Source organism: Planococcus liqunii, from assembly GCF_030413595.1.
Classification (GTDB): domain Bacteria; phylum Bacillota; class Bacilli; order Bacillales_A; family Planococcaceae; genus Planococcus; species Planococcus liqunii.
The window spans coordinates 179,202-198,611 of sequence record NZ_CP129238.1; the positions used below are offsets into that span (position 1 = coordinate 179,202).

The 19,410-nt window shown below is 46.5% G+C and carries 20 protein-coding genes; 16 read left to right on the plus strand and 4 right to left on the minus strand.

Annotated features, from left to right (window positions below; genetic code table 11):
* The first annotated feature begins 289 nt into the window (after positions 1–289).
* The 5 genes from QWY22_RS00970 to QWY22_RS19550 all read left to right on the plus strand — a co-directional run bounded on the left by QWY22_RS00970 (position 290) and on the right by QWY22_RS19550 (position 4,950).
* Positions 290–1,768: a purine-cytosine permease family protein gene (locus QWY22_RS00970; protein WP_300982517.1), complete on the plus strand. Its 1,479-nt coding sequence runs from the start codon at positions 290–292 to the stop codon at positions 1,766–1,768.
* An 84-nt stretch (positions 1,769–1,852) separates the two neighbouring features.
* Complete coding sequence (locus tag QWY22_RS00975; RefSeq protein ID WP_300982518.1) at positions 1,853–2,347, plus strand: SRPBCC family protein; 495 nt, start codon at positions 1,853–1,855, stop codon at positions 2,345–2,347.
* A 124-nt stretch (positions 2,348–2,471) separates the two neighbouring features.
* Positions 2,472–3,245: a hypothetical protein gene (locus tag QWY22_RS00980; RefSeq protein ID WP_300982519.1), complete on the plus strand. Its 774-nt coding sequence runs from the start codon at positions 2,472–2,474 to the stop codon at positions 3,243–3,245.
* A 2-nt stretch (positions 3,246–3,247) separates the two neighbouring features.
* Entirely contained in the window at positions 3,248–3,817 is a 570-nt protein-coding gene (locus tag QWY22_RS00985) for a histidine phosphatase family protein (RefSeq protein ID WP_300982520.1), read from the plus strand.
* Entirely contained in the window at positions 3,814–4,950 is a 1,137-nt protein-coding gene (locus QWY22_RS19550; RefSeq protein ID WP_367281288.1) for a GNAT family N-acetyltransferase, read from the plus strand. The genes QWY22_RS00985 and QWY22_RS19550 overlap by 4 nt, the downstream gene beginning before the upstream one ends.
* Before the next feature lie 17 nt (positions 4,951–4,967).
* Here the strand turns inward: QWY22_RS19550 and QWY22_RS01000 are convergent, their stop codons facing one another.
* Both QWY22_RS01000 and QWY22_RS01005 read right to left on the minus strand, forming a co-directional pair.
* Positions 4,968–5,411 carry a GDYXXLXY domain-containing protein gene (locus QWY22_RS01000; RefSeq protein WP_300982521.1) on the minus strand — a complete coding sequence of 148 codons (444 nt, stop codon included), beginning with the start codon at positions 5,409–5,411 and terminating at the stop codon, positions 4,968–4,970.
* Entirely contained in the window at positions 5,408–6,580 is a 1,173-nt protein-coding gene (locus tag QWY22_RS01005; RefSeq protein ID WP_300982522.1) for a DUF2157 domain-containing protein, read from the minus strand. Before QWY22_RS01005 ends, QWY22_RS01000 begins: the two co-directional genes overlap by 4 nt.
* A 214-nt stretch (positions 6,581–6,794) precedes the next feature.
* Between QWY22_RS01005 and QWY22_RS01010 the strand changes: the two genes are divergently transcribed.
* Complete coding sequence (locus tag QWY22_RS01010; protein ID WP_300982523.1) at positions 6,795–7,889, plus strand: GGDEF domain-containing protein; 1,095 nt, start codon at positions 6,795–6,797, stop codon at positions 7,887–7,889.
* Between the two features lie 37 nt (positions 7,890–7,926).
* Here the strand turns inward: QWY22_RS01010 and QWY22_RS01015 are convergent, their stop codons facing one another.
* Positions 7,927–8,295 (minus strand): DUF3899 domain-containing protein, encoded by a 369-nt coding sequence (locus tag QWY22_RS01015; protein ID WP_300982524.1) that lies wholly within the window; start codon positions 8,293–8,295, stop codon positions 7,927–7,929.
* A 137-nt stretch (positions 8,296–8,432) separates the two neighbouring features.
* Here QWY22_RS01015 and QWY22_RS01020 point away from each other — a divergent pair, with 137 nt between their 5' ends.
* From QWY22_RS01020 to QWY22_RS01065, 10 genes are all read left to right on the plus strand, one after another.
* Positions 8,433–10,085, plus strand: coding sequence for a peptide ABC transporter substrate-binding protein (locus QWY22_RS01020; protein WP_300982525.1), 1,653 nt, complete (start codon positions 8,433–8,435; stop codon positions 10,083–10,085).
* A 104-nt stretch (positions 10,086–10,189) separates the two neighbouring features.
* Complete coding sequence (locus QWY22_RS01025) at positions 10,190–11,119, plus strand: ABC transporter permease (RefSeq protein WP_300982526.1); 930 nt, start codon at positions 10,190–10,192, stop codon at positions 11,117–11,119.
* Positions 11,116–12,174 (plus strand): oligopeptide ABC transporter permease, encoded by a 1,059-nt coding sequence (gene opp3C / locus QWY22_RS01030; RefSeq protein WP_300982527.1) that lies wholly within the window; start codon positions 11,116–11,118, stop codon positions 12,172–12,174. The genes QWY22_RS01025 and opp3C overlap by 4 nt, the downstream gene beginning before the upstream one ends.
* A gap of 13 nt (positions 12,175–12,187) precedes the next feature.
* On the plus strand, positions 12,188–13,207 hold the full coding sequence (locus QWY22_RS01035; protein WP_300982528.1) for an ABC transporter ATP-binding protein: 1,020 nt from the start codon (positions 12,188–12,190) through the stop codon (positions 13,205–13,207).
* A gap of 430 nt (positions 13,208–13,637) precedes the next feature.
* Positions 13,638–14,459, plus strand: coding sequence for a transporter substrate-binding domain-containing protein (locus QWY22_RS01040; RefSeq protein WP_300982529.1), 822 nt, complete (start codon positions 13,638–13,640; stop codon positions 14,457–14,459).
* Between the two features lie 86 nt (positions 14,460–14,545).
* Positions 14,546–15,700 (plus strand): saccharopine dehydrogenase family protein, encoded by a 1,155-nt coding sequence (locus QWY22_RS01045; RefSeq protein WP_300982530.1) that lies wholly within the window; start codon positions 14,546–14,548, stop codon positions 15,698–15,700.
* 40 nt (positions 15,701–15,740) lie between these two features.
* Positions 15,741–16,397 (plus strand): amino acid ABC transporter permease, encoded by a 657-nt coding sequence (locus tag QWY22_RS01050; protein WP_300982531.1) that lies wholly within the window; start codon positions 15,741–15,743, stop codon positions 16,395–16,397.
* A gap of 23 nt (positions 16,398–16,420) precedes the next feature.
* The gene (locus tag QWY22_RS01055) at positions 16,421–17,179 is read left to right on the plus strand and encodes an amino acid ABC transporter ATP-binding protein (protein ID WP_300984301.1); all 759 of its coding nucleotides are present in this window, start codon (positions 16,421–16,423) and stop codon (positions 17,177–17,179) included.
* 94 nt (positions 17,180–17,273) lie between these two features.
* Positions 17,274–17,903 (plus strand): NUDIX hydrolase, encoded by a 630-nt coding sequence (locus QWY22_RS01060; RefSeq protein WP_300982532.1) that lies wholly within the window; start codon positions 17,274–17,276, stop codon positions 17,901–17,903.
* Between the two features lie 36 nt (positions 17,904–17,939).
* Positions 17,940–18,176 carry a hypothetical protein gene (locus QWY22_RS01065; RefSeq protein WP_300982533.1) on the plus strand — a complete coding sequence of 79 codons (237 nt, stop codon included), beginning with the start codon at positions 17,940–17,942 and terminating at the stop codon, positions 18,174–18,176.
* A 43-nt stretch (positions 18,177–18,219) separates the two neighbouring features.
* Here the strand turns inward: QWY22_RS01065 and QWY22_RS01070 are convergent, their stop codons facing one another.
* Positions 18,220–19,407, minus strand: coding sequence for an NRAMP family divalent metal transporter (locus QWY22_RS01070; RefSeq protein WP_300982534.1), 1,188 nt, complete (start codon positions 19,405–19,407; stop codon positions 18,220–18,222).
* Positions 19,408–19,410 lie beyond the last annotated feature (3 nt).

Genomic DNA, 19,410 nt, shown 5'->3' on the forward strand with positions numbered 1-19,410 from the left:
GATCAGTATAGCGAAAGAATGTTTTTGGAGCCTTTTAAAACATTTGAAAATAAGTATTTATTCTTAAACTGAGATTTAGTGCGAAAGAATGAGTTTGAGCGGAAAGTCAATAAAGTTGACGGAATTATGCTAAAATAAAAAAGCGAGTGGTTTATCCGTCTTCTGTCATAGAAGTGTCGGATAAAATGCACCTGTTTTTTTTTTTTGGCTTTTTCGCAAGGCTCCACGCCTTCCCGGCATTGCGCTGAAAGCAAAAACCCAAACTCATTACTGAAAGGAAGATGATTGCATGAGATCTGATATTACCGCAGATCACCGATTGAGAGAAAAAGAGCCGAGAGAGAAAAAACTGAATGAAAAAGTGGCGAAACCAAAAGAACTAAAGCAAAAAGAAATAAGGCAAGAACCCGAAACCAGCGGTGATTATACGTTTGACCGAGTCCCAAGGGATGAACGTAAAATGGGATGGCTAAGCATCACCAATATCACCTTCGGCATCGCAACCGCGATTTTTTATTTTCAGATGGGCAGTGTCATGGCTTTGCAGTTCGGAGCGGCCAATGCCATCATCTCAGCCGTCTACGCCATTATCGTAGCAGGCATCCTCGGAACTATCATTGTGTATCTGTCCGCTAAATCGGGCATGAACGTTAACTTACTATCCCGCGGAGGATTCGGCTATATCGGAGCCTCATTAACCTCACTAATCTACGCATCCAACTTTATTATGTATTGTGCTTTTGAAGGCATGATACTCGTCGCAGCTGTCCATGCATACTTCCCCGCAATCCCCATGTGGATTCTCATCATCCTCTTCGGTTCAATCGTCATTCCGTTAAACTGGTTTGGCATCAAGCAATTGGACAAGCTGCAAAAATGGTCGTTGCCGCTTTTCGGCATCTTTTTAATCGCTGCTATCGTGATGGCATTTAAACAGCCTTCCCTTTATAACAGCAGCTTCTGGACATATATGCCTGAAGGCGTCCAAATAGGCGGCACAGCCCTGCTGTTGTGCATTGGCATGCAGCACGGCATCATGGGGCTGACGGCATTGATCGCTTCCGACTACGCGCGGTTCTTAAAACCGAAAGACTTGAAGATTGGTTCGGTCGCTATCGGTTTTATTCCGCAGATTTTCTGTTTTGGTGTCATGGGAGGCCTTGGCATCTGGTTCGGTGTTACGCTGGGCGAATCCAACCCCGGCATTTACATCGTGGTGCTGCTCGGGCTTGGCGGCGTAATTTTTACCATGCTGACGCAAATCCGCATCAACATCACGAATATCTACAGCAGTTCCCTGTCGCTGTCCAGTTTCTTTGAAAACATGTTCAAGTTTACTCCAGGACGCCGCTTCTGGGTGGTCGCTGCAGGCGTCATTGCCATGGCGTTGATGCTGGGAGGCATTGTGGACCATTTGGGCACAGCCATGACGTTCCAAGGCGTTGCACTTATGACATGGGCTTCCATTCTAGTGACGGATGCCTTGGTCGTGAAAAAAATGTTGAAAATCGGTCCTGGCTATTATGAGTCACGGCAAGAAAATCTGTACAAATGGAATCCGGTCGGCGTGGTCTCGCTGATTGTGCCAAGCGTTTTAGGCACGATTGCCGCACTTGGCTATATGGGGACCTTCCTGCAAAGCACAGCGGCATTTTTCGCTGCCATCTTGGCGGCGGTATTGACTACGGGACTGGCCGTTTTTACAAAAGGGCGCTACTATGTGAAAAAAGAAGTTACGGATATACCTAAAGAAGATTATATTGCTTGATAAAAAAATTTCGGGTAAAGTGTCAATAAAGAGCAACCAGCTTCAAAGAATAGCACCTGACTCGATTTGGAGAGGATGAGCAAAATGGCGATCACTTCAACCGTCACCTTGAATTTGGCTCGGCGCTTCTATGCGAAATCAGAAGCGGTGTTTGAAGCTTGGACAAATCCGGAAATCATGAAAAAATGGTTGTTTACAAGAGAATCGACCAACAAAGCGGCCAAAAGCGACCTTCGCATTGGCGGAACGTGGGAAATCGTTGATCATCGGGAAGGCACCGATTACCGCGCGCTCGGTCAATACGTCGAAATCAGCCAACCGAACAAACTGGTGTTCACGTTCAAGATGCCGCAATTCAGTAATACAGAGGACATTGTCCGGGTGTTTATCTCTCCAGTCCGGGACATGTGCGAAATGACGTTTTCACAGGAAATTATTGTCCCGCATGAAGAAATCTGGACAGAAGAAGACGTGGAACGGGCAAAAGCTGAGTACAGTGCCCAATCTGAAGAAGGTTGGGGCAGGATGTTTGAAAACCTGAAACAGCTGGTTGAAGCTGGCAATATGGAAATTGAATAAGAAAAGATAGAAACTCTGGAAGGCCTCAACGCTTTCTGGGGTTTTTTTGGACTCTGAAGAGCAGGAATCGGCGGCTTGAAAATCGAAATAAGGTAGCAATCCGACAAAGGAGGGGGAATGTCTTATGAAGGCACCTCCAGAAATTTTGGCTGTATGGAACAAGTTCAATGATTTTCCGATGGAGACATTGACGAAAGCCTGGTTTTATTCGCGTTCAGGAGCTGAAAAGCAGCGGACGGTGGCATTGATGAAAGAACACAAAGCGCAATATGGCATAACCGGCAATTGTTTTGATCTGGCCATTTGGCTGTTGGATGAGTTCAAAAGAGATGGGATCGAGGCATACCCGATCGGAAATGAACTGGGGACGAAAGAAGCGCATGCGGCGCTGATTGCACTGGATGCGCATGGAAACCGCTATTTGTGCGACCTTGGCGACCAATGGCTGCAGCCGGTGCTGATCGAAGGCCAGCACGAAGCATTTTTAACTGAAAGGCAAAGCGGCTTTTTTCCAGCAGCGGATATCCAGGTCATGGCTCGGCAAGGAGAAGTGGAGATTTTTTATCACCGGCCGGGCGGGAAACAGTCGCGGCAGACTTACGACACCACTCCGGTAGCCGAGGCGGCTTTTTGGCAAGCCGGCGAGTTTTCCCAAAACCATGTGTATCCGAAGCCGCTTGTGGAAGTGCGGCTTCCATATAAAGAAGAAACGGCGCATTGGGAATTCGACAACTGGAAAAGTTTTTTAAGCACGACTGAGGGATTGTATCCCGATCATCCGGTGGCCACTTTGGAAGAATGGGTGGACAGAATCGGACAGAAAACCGGTTTTGACCGCGAGTTCTTGTTCGATTCGTTAAGCTTTTACAAACAGATGAAGAAAGAAAGCAGGAGATAAAGTTGCAGACTCATTTGTATTTGGTCAGGCACGCACATTCAGATTACACGCCGGATGAAAAGTCGCGCCCGTTATCGCCAAAAGGCGCAAAAGATGCTCGGAAAGTGGCTGTAGTTCTGAGCAAGGAAGGGGTTGACCGGGTCATCTCGAGCCCGTACAAACGGGCCATTCAAACAGTAGAAGGCATTTCCCGGGAAATAAATCCGGAGATCAACCAATGGGAAGGGTTTCGTGAACGTTTGCTGAGCACAGGACCGGTTGCGGATTTCCAGGCAGCTGTTGCAAAAGTTTGGGAAGAAGAGCACTTTGCCTTTGAAGGGGGCGAATCCAATCAGCAAGCAAGGGCGCGCGGCGTTAAGGAAATAAAGAAAGTGCTTCAGCAATATGCAGGCGAACGCATTGCCATTGGCACCCATGGCAATATTCTGGCCTTGATCCTCAGCCACTTTGACTCCTGTTACGGGATAGAATTCTGGCGGCAGCTCGAGATGCCGGATATTTATTGCCTGAGTTTTGATGGACTGGAATTAAAGAACGTGCGGCGGATCCCGCTGGGCGCAAAAGCAATATGATCAAAGCGGTGATTTTTGATTTGGACGGCACGTTATTGGATCGGGATGCTTCGTTAAAGTCATTTGTTGATGCGCAGTACGAGCGTTTCAAAAGCCGTTTGGAGAAGGTGCCAAAATCCCGCTACGTCGAGCGGTTCATCGAATTGGATGCCCGGGGAATGGTTTGGAAAGACCGCGTTTACCAGCAGATGGCCGAAGAATTCGCATTGCCGGTTGCCTGGGAAGTGCTGCTGGAAGATTACATGACAGGCTTCAAGCAGCATTGCATTCCGTTTCCGAATTTGAAATTTCTGCTGGAACAATTAAAAGGGAGATCGCTGCGATTAGGCATCATTTCAAACGGCAAAGGGCAATTCCAACTGGATGCGATACAGGCATTGGGAATCGAGACGTACATGGACGTGATTTTGATTTCCGAATGGGAAGGCATGAAAAAGCCGGATCCGAATTTGTTCAAAAAGGCGTTGGCACGGCTCGGCGTTGCATCCGAAGAAGCCATGTACGTCGGTGACCATCTGGATAACGATATAAAAGGGGCGCGAGCTGCCGGCATCAAAACAATTTGGAAAAGGGATTTCCATTGGAGCAGCGCCGAAGCGGATTACATCATCGAAGATTTAGCGGAAATTGCCGCTATCGCAGGACAAGAAAACCTGCGGATCCGAAGATTTCAAGAAGCGGATTTGGCAGAAGTCGTCGCTTTATTTTACGGCACCGTCCATACCGTCAATGCGGCAGATTATTCCGGCGAGCAATTGGCGGCGTGGGCACCGAAAGAAGAACAAGCGCAAAAGGCAGCGGCATGGCGAAAATCACTGCAGCAAAACATAAGCTATGTGGCAGAAATGGAGGGTAAAATTGCCGGTTTTTGCGATATGACGGAGGACGGTTACTTGAACCGGCTGTACGTCCACAAAAATTATCAGCGGCAAGGCATTGCGACTCACTTGGTCGGACAACTCGAACAGGAAGCAAAGAGGCTGCAGCTGACCAGCATCTTTACGGATGCCAGCCTAACAGCAAAGCCGTTTTTTGAAGGAAGAGGATACCGGCTGGTCCGGGAGCAGACCGTTGAGCGGCGAGGGGTTGTCCTACCAAATTGCCATATGCAAAAAAAGCTTTCTTCCGGCTAAGCGGAAGAAAGCTTTTTTTAATGTGGCCGTGCTTCCAAAAAGACCGGCCGAATGGTGCCCCACGGAGCGACATCTATGGTTATCGCCAGCTCTTCGGCTTGTTCCAGCCCCGGCCCGGTTCCTTGTTCCACATAATATTGCTCCAGTTGGGGAGCGGTTAAGGTATCGCTGTAATACGTACCGTGAATGGCTCCAAAAAAGGGTTCGTTCGAAACCCGGTCGAGGACGGCGTAGCCATCCGGACCTTCTTTCAAAGTGAAGTAAACTTCGCCGTTGTTCAAGCCTTCCGGCCGCAAATCCGGGTATTGGAGGAGCACGTACTCGCCGAAAAATGGATCAAATGGATCGTACGGCTCTGCCCGCAGCATGAATTGATCGCCAAACCATGACGCTGCGTAAAAGCTTAAAGCGATTGCTAACACAATAAGGGTTTGAATTAAAGGAAACAAATAATTCTTCATGAAGCAGCCCTCGCTTTCTTGCGGTTAAACCACCAGGCAATACCTGACAAAGCAAACAAAAGAAGCGCACCGAGCAGGAAGAACAGCGACATATCGAGCCGTTGCCAAGCAAAGATAAAGTAAAGCACAACTTGCACTAAAATAAAATACACAAATCCAAGGCTAAGCGGTTGATTCTGGTGATGGTTGACAACCAGATAACCGAGCGCCACCGCTTCCGCTAAAACAGCCAGACTAATTGCAGAACTGTCGTATAGCGATAATCCAATTGCACCAAGCGCTGCTAGCCAGACAAGAGGCTGGATGCGGAAATAGCACAAGGCCAATATTGCAATGCCCGCAAACAATAGCAGCACGGACTCCCACGGGTTCAAATCTTTGAAGATGGATAGAGAAGAGCCCCGAATGGCCAGGTAGCCCAGTGAAATGGCGCCGCCTGCCAGCAAGTAAAGCGGCTGCAGCGTTTTTCGCTTTTCGGGGAAAACAAGAGCCAGAAGACCGACCAAAACGAATAAGGTCCAGATGGGCCATAACCGGCTTTCATAATCCGCTACCGCAAAGAGCATCAATCCGCTTCCGAATAGCAGCAGCCAACTAAATGCGATTGGCAGTTTGTCTTTGCTGAAGTAAAGCCAGCCAAGTGAAACAGCGACGTAAACAAACCATTCAATCCACCCCATCGTAAGAACGGAAGACAGCAAGACCTGCACCCCAAAAATAAACGCCACAACGGCATAGGCAAGATGGCGCCAATAAAAATAATGGGCAATCGCTGCCAGATAAAGTGCCCAGCCGATCAGCGAGCTGGATAAAGACAAGTGGAATGCTTGAACGGCTACAATCATCGCGGCCCCGAACATGGCGAGCCCAATCAGCCGAAAGATATGCGGCCAGCCGAAATTTTTGCGGTCGGACAAGTGCCCAAAGCCGTAAAACAGCCACATCAACAACAAAACCAAACCAATCTTTATAGCAGCCGGCATGACTTGCCAGTTAGCTGCAATAAAACTAAAGACGGCGAGCGAGAAAAAAACAAGGCCAATAATAAGCAAAAGCGGAAGGCGGTTGGGTTTTTCCTGCTTTTGCTCGAATGCCAAGATTTTATCAGCCGTACTTTGGTCAATGAATCCTTCCTGCTGCCAAAGCGATAACTTTTCTTTCAAAGCCATTTCCCCACCTCCTGTTTAGCGTCATTATAAGCCTTTAGCAATTAAAAGAATAGGTAATTTGCAGCTCTTTCTGCTTTCGTCTATCTGCTAAAAGTAAGGCAAAGCTACCCCGCTCGCTAAGCGCAAAAGAAACAAGTAAAATAAATCTGTAATTATTTTACTTTGATTGATAGAATATGGATTAACACAGCCACTAGGAGTTGGTAAACAGAAAATGAATTCGCTTCTTTTTTTCTTCATGGAAAATATGGCATTAATCATTGCCTTGATGTATCTCGCTTTAAAAGCCAAAGAGTTTTTAAAATTGGAACTGAAAAAGCCTTCTTACCTGCTTGGGTTGTCTGCTCTTTTTATCAGTTTTCTCACGTTTTCTGTTATGTACAATCCGTTCAATTATGAAGGCATGCGGCTGGATTTAAGAGAAGTGCCTTTGTTTTTTGTCAGTTATGTAGGGGGTTGGCAATATGGGCTGCTGTCTGCTATTATTCCAGTAATTTATCGTGCTTTTATAGGCGGACCTACGGCGGTCATCGGCATATTCCAAGCCATTTTGCTGCCGGTGATTATAGGTGCTTTTTTTCACCGCAAACACCCAAAGACCGATATCTTTTTTCCGCTCGTTGACTTCAAAAGAATGGTTCTGGGATTCCTCGTATTTGAGCTTCTCAAATCGGTATGGATGCTGCTCAACACACCGGTTTCCGTATCAATCACTATTGCGATGTTCTTTTTTGCGGTGATTGCGGTACTGGCAATGACATTGATTTTGAATGAAGAAAACCGCAGCTTTCTTTTGCGGAAGGAACTTGAAATGTATTCGAATCAAGACGCGCTGACCCGCTTGCCGAATATCCGCTTTTTCAAAAACAAAGTGGAAGGCCTTCTAAGCGAAAATACGCCGATGCTGGTTTCGATGATCGACGTCGATTATTTTAAAGTTTATAACGATACACACGGCCACCAGAAAGGGGATTCGGTTCTTCGGACGCTTGGCCAATTGCTGCTGGAAAGTGCAAGAGAAGAAGACGTAGTCGCCCGCTACGGCGGAGAGGAATTTGTGATTTGCTATACAAACGTTTCCAAACCGGAAGAAGTGATTTTTTTGGCTGAGCGGTTCCGCAAAAAAGTGGAGGATTACAAGTTTGAGGGAGAAGAGCGGCAGCCGGGAGGCAAACTGACCGTTTCGATGGGCTTAAGTTTTTCCTCTGAACATAAAACAATGGAACAAATCATTGAACAAGCCGACCAGGCACTCTACGAATCGAAAAGACGCGGGAAAAACCGGGTCACGATATACGAAGCATCTTAAAAGCCTTCCGCTTAAACAAAGCGGAAGGCTTTTTGCATTACAAAAAGTAAATCGCTGAGGACAGCAGCAGGCCCGTCAGAAAAAACAGCAGGCCGACGTGGAAAAAGGCTTTTCGGGAAGGGAAATGTTTAGCATAAGCAACCGGCTCTCCAGTCCTTTTTTCACTTTCCCGGATCATCTGCTCGCGTTTATTTATTTTTGCAAAAAAGTTTTTAGTGCTTTGAATGAACGCAGCAAAAAATCTGCCTTCAATCAGCAGGAGGATGGAAGCGATGACCAGCAAAGACAGGCCGACCAGGAAAATGGCATCGAGCCATTGAGTGAAGCTCCAAGCGCTTTCCAGCAGGAAAGACAATATGAAAGAAGCAAACAGCGACAACGCAAACAAAATAGATTTAAATGTCATAAATAGTAGTCCTTTCTTTTCTTATCTAAAGATTACCACCCCTTTGTAGTTTTTGAAAATTAAAATATCTTATTGCCTAATTGTAAAATAACTATTATGATTAAAAAGAATTATTAGAAAATAGGGGGTAGGGGAAAATGGGGAGAAAGATCAGAATTCAAGCTTTAATGATTCTTATGGCATTCGTCTTAATATTATCCGGATGTAACTTTAATTCTTCTGAAAGTTCTAGTGAAGGAAGCGGGGACAAAGAAGGGGATACGAAAGCAGCAGGCCAAGTATTGAACATTTCGGCAACAGCGGACATTCCTACTTTGGACTCTACAAAAGCGCATGACGGCGTAGCGTTTACCGTATTGAACAACGTAAACGAAGGGCTTTACCGCCAGGATGAGAACCACCAGCCAATCGAAGCGTTGGTAACAGAACATACAGAGAACGAAGACCAGACCGTCCATACATTCAAATTGCGCGAATCGAAATGGAGCAATGGAGATCTGGTCACGGCACAGGATTTCGAATATGCGTGGAAACGCGTGATGAAAGATGCAAGCCCGTACAACTTCATGTTTGTTACAGCAAGCATCAAAAATGCGGAAGCGATTATGAACGGCGAAAAAGATGCAGCTGAGCTAGGGGTAAAAGCTGTAGATGAGCAAACTTTGGAAGTGACATTGGAAAGTGCCAACCCATTGCTGCAGTCTCTTTTGACTTTCCCGACATTCTTGCCGCAAAACCAGAAATTTGTTGAAGAGCAAGGCGACCAATATGCACTTGAAGCAGAAAACATTCTTTTCAACGGACCATTCAAATTAATTGAATGGACACATGACCAGGGGTGGAAATATGAAAAGAACGCAGACTACTGGGATGCAGAAGCAGTTAAGCTGGATACGATCAATGCGTATGTCGTAAAAGATCCAGCAACTGGCGTTAACTTGTATGAAACAAATAAAGTGGACCGCATCGACTTGAGCTCAGAATCAGTTGATCAATTCAAGAGCGATCCAAACTTTGACACCATTTTGGAGCCAAGCATGATTTTCTTGCGCTTCAATCATACGCATCCGGTGCTTGGAAACAAAAACATCCGCCAGGCGATCAATATGGCAATCGATAAAAAAAGTTTGACAGATGTTATCTTGAAAGACGGTTCTACGGCGTTGAACGGTGTAGTGCCGAAAGGATTCTTCCAATCTCCTGAAGGAAAAGACTACCGTGAGCTGAATGGCGACTTCAATACAGGAACAGTGGAAGAAGCACAAAAACTTTGGGAAGCCGGCTTGAAGGAAACGGGCGCATCTGACGTTGCAGTTTCCATCAACATCTCTGACTCCGAAGACCATAAAAAAGTGGCGGAATACCTTCAAGCTCAATTGGAAGACAACCTGCCAGGCTTTAAATTGGAAATCAAAGCAGTTCCGTTCGCTCAGCGTTTGGAAATCGAAAAAGCCATTGACTACGATTTGTCTTTATCTTCGTGGGGACCTGACTACAGCGATCCAATGACGTACTTGGATATGTGGGTAAAAGGCGGTTCTGCTAACCGTATGGATTACCACAATCCAAAACTGGATGAATTGGTAACACAGGCACGTACAGAAACAGATCTTTCAAAACGCTACGAGATGCTATTGAACATTGAGAAAATCCTATTGGAAGAAGACGCAGCAATCGTGCCTCTTTACCAGGACGGAACTTCTATCTTGATGAGAGACAAAATTAAAGATTTAATCGTACACCCGACTGGTGCATCCCATTCTTACAAATGGGCATCGATCGAGGAGTAATTTGCAGCTGATACAGCTATAGATACGAGGGTGTAGCCGGGAAACCGGCGCCCTCGTATTTTTCATCCAGAAGGCTACTCAACTTACAGAATTGAGGTGTTACCATGAAGCGTTATTTCGTGCAGCGAATAGGATATATGTTACTTACTCTTTTTATCATTGTTACTGCTACGTTCTTTTTAATGCAGCTGTTGCCCGGAACGCCGTTTACCAATCCGGAAAAATTGACGGCCCAGCAATTGACAGTCTTAAATGCAAAGTATGGACTGGACCAGCCGGTGGCTATTCAGTACATCCGTTATTTAGGAAATTTGGTACAAGGGGATTTGGGCTACTCTTTCCAACATGAAGGACGAACGGTTTCCAGCATGATCAGCACCCGCATTGGGCCATCCGCTTTTATCGGCTTGCAGGCTTTGGTCATCGGTGCCATTCTGGGCCTTGTGCTTGGCATTATTTCAGCTTTGAAGCATAATTCGATTTTTGATTACGGGTCGGTCGCATTAGCAGTTATTGGCATGTCGATTCCATCTTTCGTTTTTGCTGCTTTGCTGCAATATTACGTCGGTGTTAAATTGGAATGGCTTCCGGTTGCGCTTTGGGAAGGCTACTCGAGCACCTTGCTTCCTTCCATTGCTTTGTCGGTAACCGTCACCGCGACGGTGGCACGGTTTATCCGAAGCGAAATGCTTGAAGTGCTGGGGCAAGACTACGTCATAACGGCGCGTGCAAAAGGCATGAAAGAAAACCAGGTCATTGTTAAACACGTTGTCCGGAACGCATTGATTCCGGTAGTGACGATGCTTGGGCCGCTTGCGGTTTCAATTATGACCGGAACATTGGTTATTGAAAAAATCTTCTCAGTTCCAGGGCTTGGCGAGCAGTTTACTTTGTCCATTCTTGTGCTGGATTATAGCGTCATCATGGGGATTACCATTTTCTACAGCGCATTGTTCATTTTTGTGGTCTTTGTAGTCGATATTATCTACGGCTTCCTGGATCCCCGCATTAACTATAAGGGGGAATCCGCATGAAGGAATTTGATGCAAAACTTCCATTGCACCGGGATATTCAAACCCAGAACGATTACATCCCGGATGACATTCCATCTGACTTGTTTGTAAAAGCGCCGCTCGACCAAAAGAAAAGCGAAGAAATTTCGACACCTTCTGTGTCCTTCTGGCAAGAGGCTTTCCAGCGTTTAACCAAAAACAAAGGGGCCATGATTTCATTGGTGCTGTTGCTGCTCCTGATTGTCATGGCATTGATCGGGCCAAGCATGAACGAATTTACGTACCGCGAACAGAATTTAGCTCATTCCAATATGCCGCCAAAAGTAGCCGGCCTGGAATGGATGGGCTTTGACGGCGTAGATGCGAATGGCGTGAACCAATACGCCGAACGCGATGTGGCGACGAATTATTGGTTCGGTACCGATGAATTTGGCCGCGATCTTTGGACACGGGTTTGGAAAGGAACACAGATTTCTCTATTCATTGCACTAGTGGCAGCTGCGCTCGATCTGGTGATTGGGGTTATCTACGGTGGCATTTCTTCGTTTTACGGAGGACGGGTGGATAATGTCATGCAGAGGATCATTGAAGTTCTGATGGGGATTCCGAACTTGATTGTTATCATCCTCTTTATTCTGGTGCTCGAACCGGGCATCCGGTCCATCATCCTGGCGATGATCATTACCGGCTGGGTCGGGATGGCCCGGGTCGTACGCGGGCAAATCCTGCAGCTTAAAGGGCAGGAATTTGTCCTCGCTTCCCGGACGCTCGGCGCTTCAAACGGCCGTTTGATCTGGAAGCATTTGATGCCAAACGTCATGGGACCAGTCATCGTCACCGTCATGTTCACGATTCCAACGGCGATTTTCTTTGAAGCGTTCTTGAGCTTTATCGGACTCGGGCTGCAGGCGCCGCTTGCGTCTCTTGGAGTGTTGATTGAAGACGGCTATAAATCGATGCGGTATTTCCCGTACAAACTGATTTATCCGGCGCTGGTCATCAGTGTCATCATGATTTGCTTTAACTTGCTCGCTGATGGTTTGCGCGATGCACTAGATCCGAAGATGAAAAAATAGGGGAGGGTCCACCATGAAAAACACCGTTTTAAAAGTTGAAGACTTGCATGTTTCATTTAAGACCCAAACCGGCAAAATCACTGCGGTACGGGGCGTGAATTTTGAATTGAAGAAAGGCGAGACGTTGGCGATTGTTGGGGAATCCGGTTCCGGAAAATCCGTGACGGCGAAGTCGATTATGCGCCTGCTGCCAAAAAGCACGACGGAAATCACAAAAGGCGACATTCTTTATGACGATAAAAGCTTGTTGAAACTATCAAATAAACAAATAACGGATATCAGGGGTTCGGAGATCTCAATGGTGTTCCAGGATCCGATGACTTCACTGAATCCGACGATGAAAGTCGGCAAACAGATCATGGAAGGCTTGCAGCGCCATCAAAGTATGTCGAAAGCGCAGGCGCGGGAACGGGCGCTTGAAATGCTGAAACTTGTCGGCATTCCAAAGGCGGAAATGCGGCTCGATAATTACCCGCATCAATTTTCAGGCGGGATGCGCCAGCGGGTTGTCATCGCCTTGGCACTTGCCTGCAATCCGAAAGTGTTGATTGCAGACGAGCCGACCACGGCACTGGATGTCACCATCCAAGCGCAAATTCTCGATCTGATGAAAGACTTGCAGAAAAAGACCGATACCGCAATCATCCTCATTACCCATGATCTTGGAGTCGTCGCCAATATGGCGGACCGGGTAGCTGTCATGTACGGCGGGAAAATTGTGGAACAGGGCACTTTGGATGAAATTTTCTATAATCCGCAGCATCCGTATACTTTAGGCTTGCTGCAGTCAATGCCAAAGATGAACGAAGACCGTTCCCAACCGCTGCTGCCGATTGCCGGTTCGCCGCCGAATCTCGCGACGCTCGGAGAAGGCTGTGCATTTGCTGCCCGTTGCCCGCATACGATGAAGGTATGCCATACCTTTACACCGCGCGACACAGTGGTAGGAAATGATCATCATACCGCTGCATGCTGGCTGCAGGATCCGCGGGTGTCAAAAACAGAAACCGAAGAAGTGCTAGTTATTAATTGACGTAACAATTAGTGAATAAAGGCTGCAGACAAACTCGAAAAGCCGAGTTTGTCTGCAGTTTTTTTATGGCTCTAAATCTTTTGGCAGAAGCAAATCTTCAAAGTTGAAAAGCAGAAAAAAGTCTCTAAATAAAATTTCTTTCAGTCAAATTACTCATATAGAACCTGTTTCTTAAATTTCAGAAAAGTCTGAAAACAAATTGACTTTCTCTCGCTGGTAAGGAATAATGAAGGGAATACCTGCTAGAAAAAGGGAATTCAAAACTTCATCTGCAGCAATTTACTCGCTCCTATTCCCCGTACAAAAAAGTCCATTTACCCATGTTCTCCGATAAATCGTTGACAGATTTTGTTTTGCATGCAAATCGGCTGAACGTTATTTTTCCATGTCAAAAGAAAAAGCAGTTCTACAAAAGAAGGGGGAAAATAGAATGAAGAGAAATGCTTTATGGTCAATCGTCCTTTTACTGCTTCTCGGTATGCTGGCAGCTTGTGGTTCAGGAGATGCCAAAGAAACGGTGCAGGGAGAAAAAGAAAGCAATAAAGACGGCGTACTTAACCGGATTGAAGAATCGAAGGAATTGAATGTGGCTTTTGAGGGAACTTACCCGCCTTTTAATTTCATTGATGACAATGATGAATACCAGGGGTTTGATGTTGATATTTCAAATGAAATTGCGGAGCGCCTTGGCGTGAAAGTGAATTTTATTGCAACTAAATGGGATGGGCTGATCGGTGGGTTGAAGGCCGATAAATTTGATATCATCATCGGCCAGATGACAGTGACAGAAGAACGGAAGAAAAGCGTCGATTTCACGGATCCATACGTCATCACCGGGTCAGTGCTCGTGACACGCGAAGATACAGATAATATTACAAAACTTGAAGACATCAAAGGCAAAAAAGTCGGCGTCGGTGGTGGAACGACTTTTGAAGAAGTGGCAAACAGTGTCGATGGAGCTGAAGTGAAGTTATACAAAGCTGTCGGCGATTACATCCAGGACCTGACAAACAAACGCTTGGACGTGATTATTAACGACCAATTGCTCATCAGCTACAACATCAAGGAACAAAACCTTCCGATTAAAATAGCCAGCGATATTTTGAATAAGGATGAAATCGGCATGGCGGTCAATAAAGGCAATGAAGATTTCATCGAAAAAGTGAACGTGGCGTTAGCCGAAATGAAAGAAGATGGAACTTATAATGAAATCTACAAAAAATGGTTTGGAACAGAGCCATTAGCAAATTAATAGTCGGATAAAGTGGTCAAAGGAACGTCTTTGATCACTTTGTTTGCAACTTTTTTATAGGTTCATGGAGAAGGGAGAAGAGAAGCTTGCACATCTTCGTATTAGGTACAGGAATGATTGGCACGACGGTCGTGACAGAGATGGTGAAATTCCCGGAAATCGACCGGATTACCGCTGTGGATGTAAACCAAGCGAGCATTGATAAATGCTTGGCCATTGCCGATAATCCGAAAGTGACCGGCAAAGTAGCTGCTCTCCAAACAGAAGAAGACATCGCGCGCGTATTGAGCAGCGCTGACGTGGCTGTTGCTTGTCTTCCTCATTCTCTTAGTCTGTCGGCCGTTAAGGCGGCTATTTCCTCTCAGTGCCATCTGGTGGATTTAGTCGGTTCACAGTTCATGGAAAAGATGGAGCTGGATGAGCAAGCAAAAAGCGCAGGTGTCATCATTGTACCGGGGTGCGGCGTAGCTCCAGGAATAACCAATTTTTTGGCGGCGCAAGGCATCGATCTCCTTGATGAAGCGGACGAAGCAGTAATGACGTGCGGCGGAATCCCGAGGCATCCGATTCCGCCTCTTTGGTATCAAGTGGTGTACCGCCTTGAAAGCATGTTGCGGCTGTATACAAAGCCGGCTATTGCCATTCAAGACGGAGAAATTGTTGAATTGGCTTCGCTGTCGAATTTGCAGGAAATAACTTTTCCTGAGCCTGTCGGGCTTTGCGAAACGGTCATAACCGATGCTCATAGCACAGCATTCATACTAAAAGGAAAAGTAAAAAATTTATATGAAAAAACAGTGCGCTATCCTGGCCATTGGGAAAAAATGAAAGTGATCGGTGAACTCGGCTTTCTGGACGACACACCGGTCGCAGTCGAAGGGATTTCGGTTACTCCGCGCGCCTTTGCTGAAAAGGTGCTGGCAACGAAAATGAAAGGAGAATCACATCAAGACGTTACAGTAATGAGAGTTGAAGTAACGGGAGTGAAAGACGGCAACCGCATAAAGCATCAATGGGAAATGGTTGATTTGTACGATGATGAACGAAATATCACATCAATGGCTAAAACAACGGCTCTTCCGTCGCTGCTTATGGCGAAACTGATTGCAACAAAACAAATAACCGAGACAGGCGTTGTTCCAATCGAAAGTTTGATTATTCGGGATCGGTTCCAGCCGTTTCTGGCAGAGTTGAAACGTTTAGGCATCGATATTGAATACAAGGAAGAAACTTTCGTATAAACGGAAGAACAAGCATAGCACTTGTCTGAATGGAGGATATATGGACGTTACCATTATAATTGACTCATTGCCGTCCTTGCTGAAAGCGACATTGATGACGATTTTCTTAGCAGCAATATCCATCCTGATTGCATTGGTGATCGGATTTTTCACAGCTATTATCCGCATTCTGAAAGTAAAAGTATTGAATGAAGTAGCCAATACGTATGTTTCTCTCATGCGGGGAACGCCGCTTTTGGTTCAGATTTTTGTCATTTATTACGGCTTGCCGCAAATTGGAATTTCTTTGGACCCGATTTCTTCGGGGGTGGTGGCATTGAGCTTAAATGCCGGTGCATATCTTTCAGAGTCGTTCCGTGCTTCCATCCTGGCAGTTGATAACGGTCAAATGGAAGCCTCGATGTCAATGGGGATGACCTACCCCCAGGCGCTGAAGCGAATCATCTTGCCGCAAAGCTTGCGGATCGCCATTCCGACTTTATCCAATTCTTTTATTGTACTGATCAAAGACACCTCACTCGTTTCGGTCATCACCGTTACCGAATTGCTGCAAATGTCGAGTTTGATCATCGCGAAAACGTTTGAACCGCTGACCATTTATTTGGTGGCCGCTGCGATTTATTGGATTTTGATATCATTCTTCACCAAGCTGCTGGATAAGCTGGAAGTGCAGAGTTCCAAATACTTAGTCCGCTGACAAGTTAGGAGAATACTATGACAATGATTCAAATCGAACATCTAAAAAAGGCCTTTGGCGACAACGAAGTATTAAAAGGCATCGATTTGACAATCGATAAAAGCGAAGTTGTGGTCATCATGGGCCCCAGCGGTTCCGGAAAATCCACCTTGCTGCGTTGCTTGAATTTCTTGGAAGAGCCGACCGATGGCATCATTCAAATTGGGGAATACCAAGTGCATGCTGGCGGTAAAATTGACCGCCAGCGTAAAAAAGTGATACGGGAGTTAAGGAAAAAAACCGGCTTTGTTTTTCAGTCGTTCAATTTATTTCCCCATAAAACCGCTATTGAAAATGTTATGGAAGGCCCTATTGCCATTCACGGGGCAAAACCGGAAGAAGCGAGAACGATCGCTGAAGCTTTGCTGGCCAAAGTAGGGTTAGGCGACCGCTGCGATCATTTTCCGGCACAACTGTCAGGCGGGCAACAGCAGCGCGTCGCGATTGCCAGGTCGCTTGCCTTGAATCCGCTCGTCATGCTTTTTGATGAGCCGACTTCAGCACTTGATCCGGAACTTGTACGCGAAGTGCTGCTCGTCATCAAAAGCCTGGCAGAAGAAGGCATGACAATGGTCATCGTTACACACGAAATGAATTTTGCAAAAGAAGTGGCTGACCGTGTGGTTTTTATGGATGAAGGGGTGATTGTAGAGCAAGGGACGTCAAAAGAAATCTTCCTGAATCCAAAAGAAGAAAGAACAAAGCAGTTTCTTTATAAAGTCGAGGCAGTTGTCACGGAATAAAAATAAATCACAGTTTTAAGAAACCGGTTGAATAATCATTAACCGGTTTCTTTTTGTGTACGATAAAAACAAGGACGGAAAAAGGAGGGATTGGATGGAATCGGAAAAAATTAAAATTTATACTGAAGATAACCGGTACCTTGGAATAGCGGCGCGCGAAGACATACATAAACAAGGGCACTGGCACAAAACGTTCCATTGCTGGATTGTCAGCCGGGAAGAAGGGGCTGACCGGATCCATCTGCAACTCCGCAGCAGCGGCAAAAAAGACTTCCCGGGGCTTTTGGACATTACAGCTGCGGGGCATCTCTTGTCGACAGAGACAGTGCGCGACGGGGTGCGGGAAGTACAAGAAGAGCTAGGGCTTGCAGTAGCCTTTGAAGACCTTGTACCGCTTGGCATTATCAAAGATCAAATCCGCCAGGAGAACTTTATCGACAATGAACTGTGCCATGTTTTTTTATATCGAATCAACAACCCTGACCTAAGGTTTGAGTTGCAAAAAGAAGAAGTGGCGGGGGTAGTGTCGGCTGATTTTCAGGATTTTTCAGAGTTATGTACGGGGAATAGGGCGCAGGCGGCTGTAGAAGGGTTTAAAATGGCAGATGACGGAACTGCAGAACCATTTGCTAAGACGATCAGTAAAACCGACTTGGTGCCGCATAGTCAAGATTACTTGGAACAAGTAGCAGTACGCATACAACAAGTGCTTGAGGAAGCGTGAATTGTCCGGAAAAGGCCGAAATCAAGGAGGCTGAACATGAGCACTATTGATAAACGCAACCGGTTGGAAGAAGAACCCTTCACCTACAGAATCAGCAAGAATCTTACGGTATTTATCTCGTACAGAGGCAAAGAAATCAAAAGCGTTAAAGGGAAAGAAGCGGAAAAACTGATTAGCCGCCTGCAGCAAGCTGAAACGCCCATAGACCTCCAGTTGGTGTTGGCGAAAGCGACCGGCCATTTCAAGCACGGCAATGAAAAAACAGGAAAGTAAACGAAAAGACGCTGGAGCACAATGCTCTCAGCGTCTTTTGCTGTTATTTGAACAATTGAGGAATGCCGTTCGACAAAGTATAAATGCCCATCCAAGCCATTGCGATGACGATGACAATACCGAAAATGGTCATCCAGAGCGGGTGTTTGTAGTCGCCGACAATTTTTGCTTTATGTGCAGCAACGAGCATAACGCCGAGTGCAATCGGCAGGATCAAGCCGTTCAAGGAACCGACCAGGACAAGAATCAGCACGGGCTGGCCGACTATGACAAAGACGGTTGTGGAAATAACGATAAAGGTAATGACCAGCCAGCGGTTGTTTCTGTCGAGAAACGCACTGAAGGTCCGGATAAAAGAAACCGAAGTATAAGCTGCTCCGACTACCGAAGTGATGGCAGCCGCCCACATGACAACACCGAAAATCTTATAGCCGATATTTCCGGCAGCCAACTGGAAAACGGATGCCGGCGGGTTGGCTGGATCCAAAGAAAGCCCTTGCGATACAACCCCTAATACGGCCAGGAAGAGAATGATGCGCATGAGGGAGGCAATCCCGATGGCATAGATGGAACTGCGGGTGACTTGCGGCACCGCGGCTTTGCCGGTCAGCCCGGCATCGATGAGCCGGTGCCCGCCGGCAAACGTGATGTATCCGCCGACAGTGCCGCCGACCAGTGTGACGATGGCAAAGATATCGATTGTATCCGGAGCAAATGTTTTAACGACGGCTTCGCCTACAGGAGGCTGTGCAGTGAACATGACGTAAAGGGTTAAACCGATCATGACAAAACCAAGAACCTGAGCAAAGCGGTCCATCGCTTTGCCGGCTTCTTTAATCACGAAGATGCCGACCGCTATTAAGCCGCTTACCAATGCCCCGACTTTAGGGTCAATCCCGAACAAGACATTGACTCCGAGTCCTGCTCCGGCAATATTGCCGATATTGAAAGCAAGGCCACCCATAACCACCAGAATGGCCAGCAAGTACCCAAGACCAGGAAGGACGTCATTGGCAATGTCCTGAGCCCGTTTTCCCGATACGGCAATAATGCGCCAAATATTTGTCTGGGCGCCAATGTCAATAATGATGGAAATGAGGATAACAAAACCGAATGATGCCAGCAATTGTTCGGTGAAAACAGTGGTTTGCGTCAGAAAGCCCGGTCCGATGGCGGAAGTTGCCATCAAGAAGGCAGCGCCAAGCAAAATGCTGCGGTTCGTATTCTTCATGTG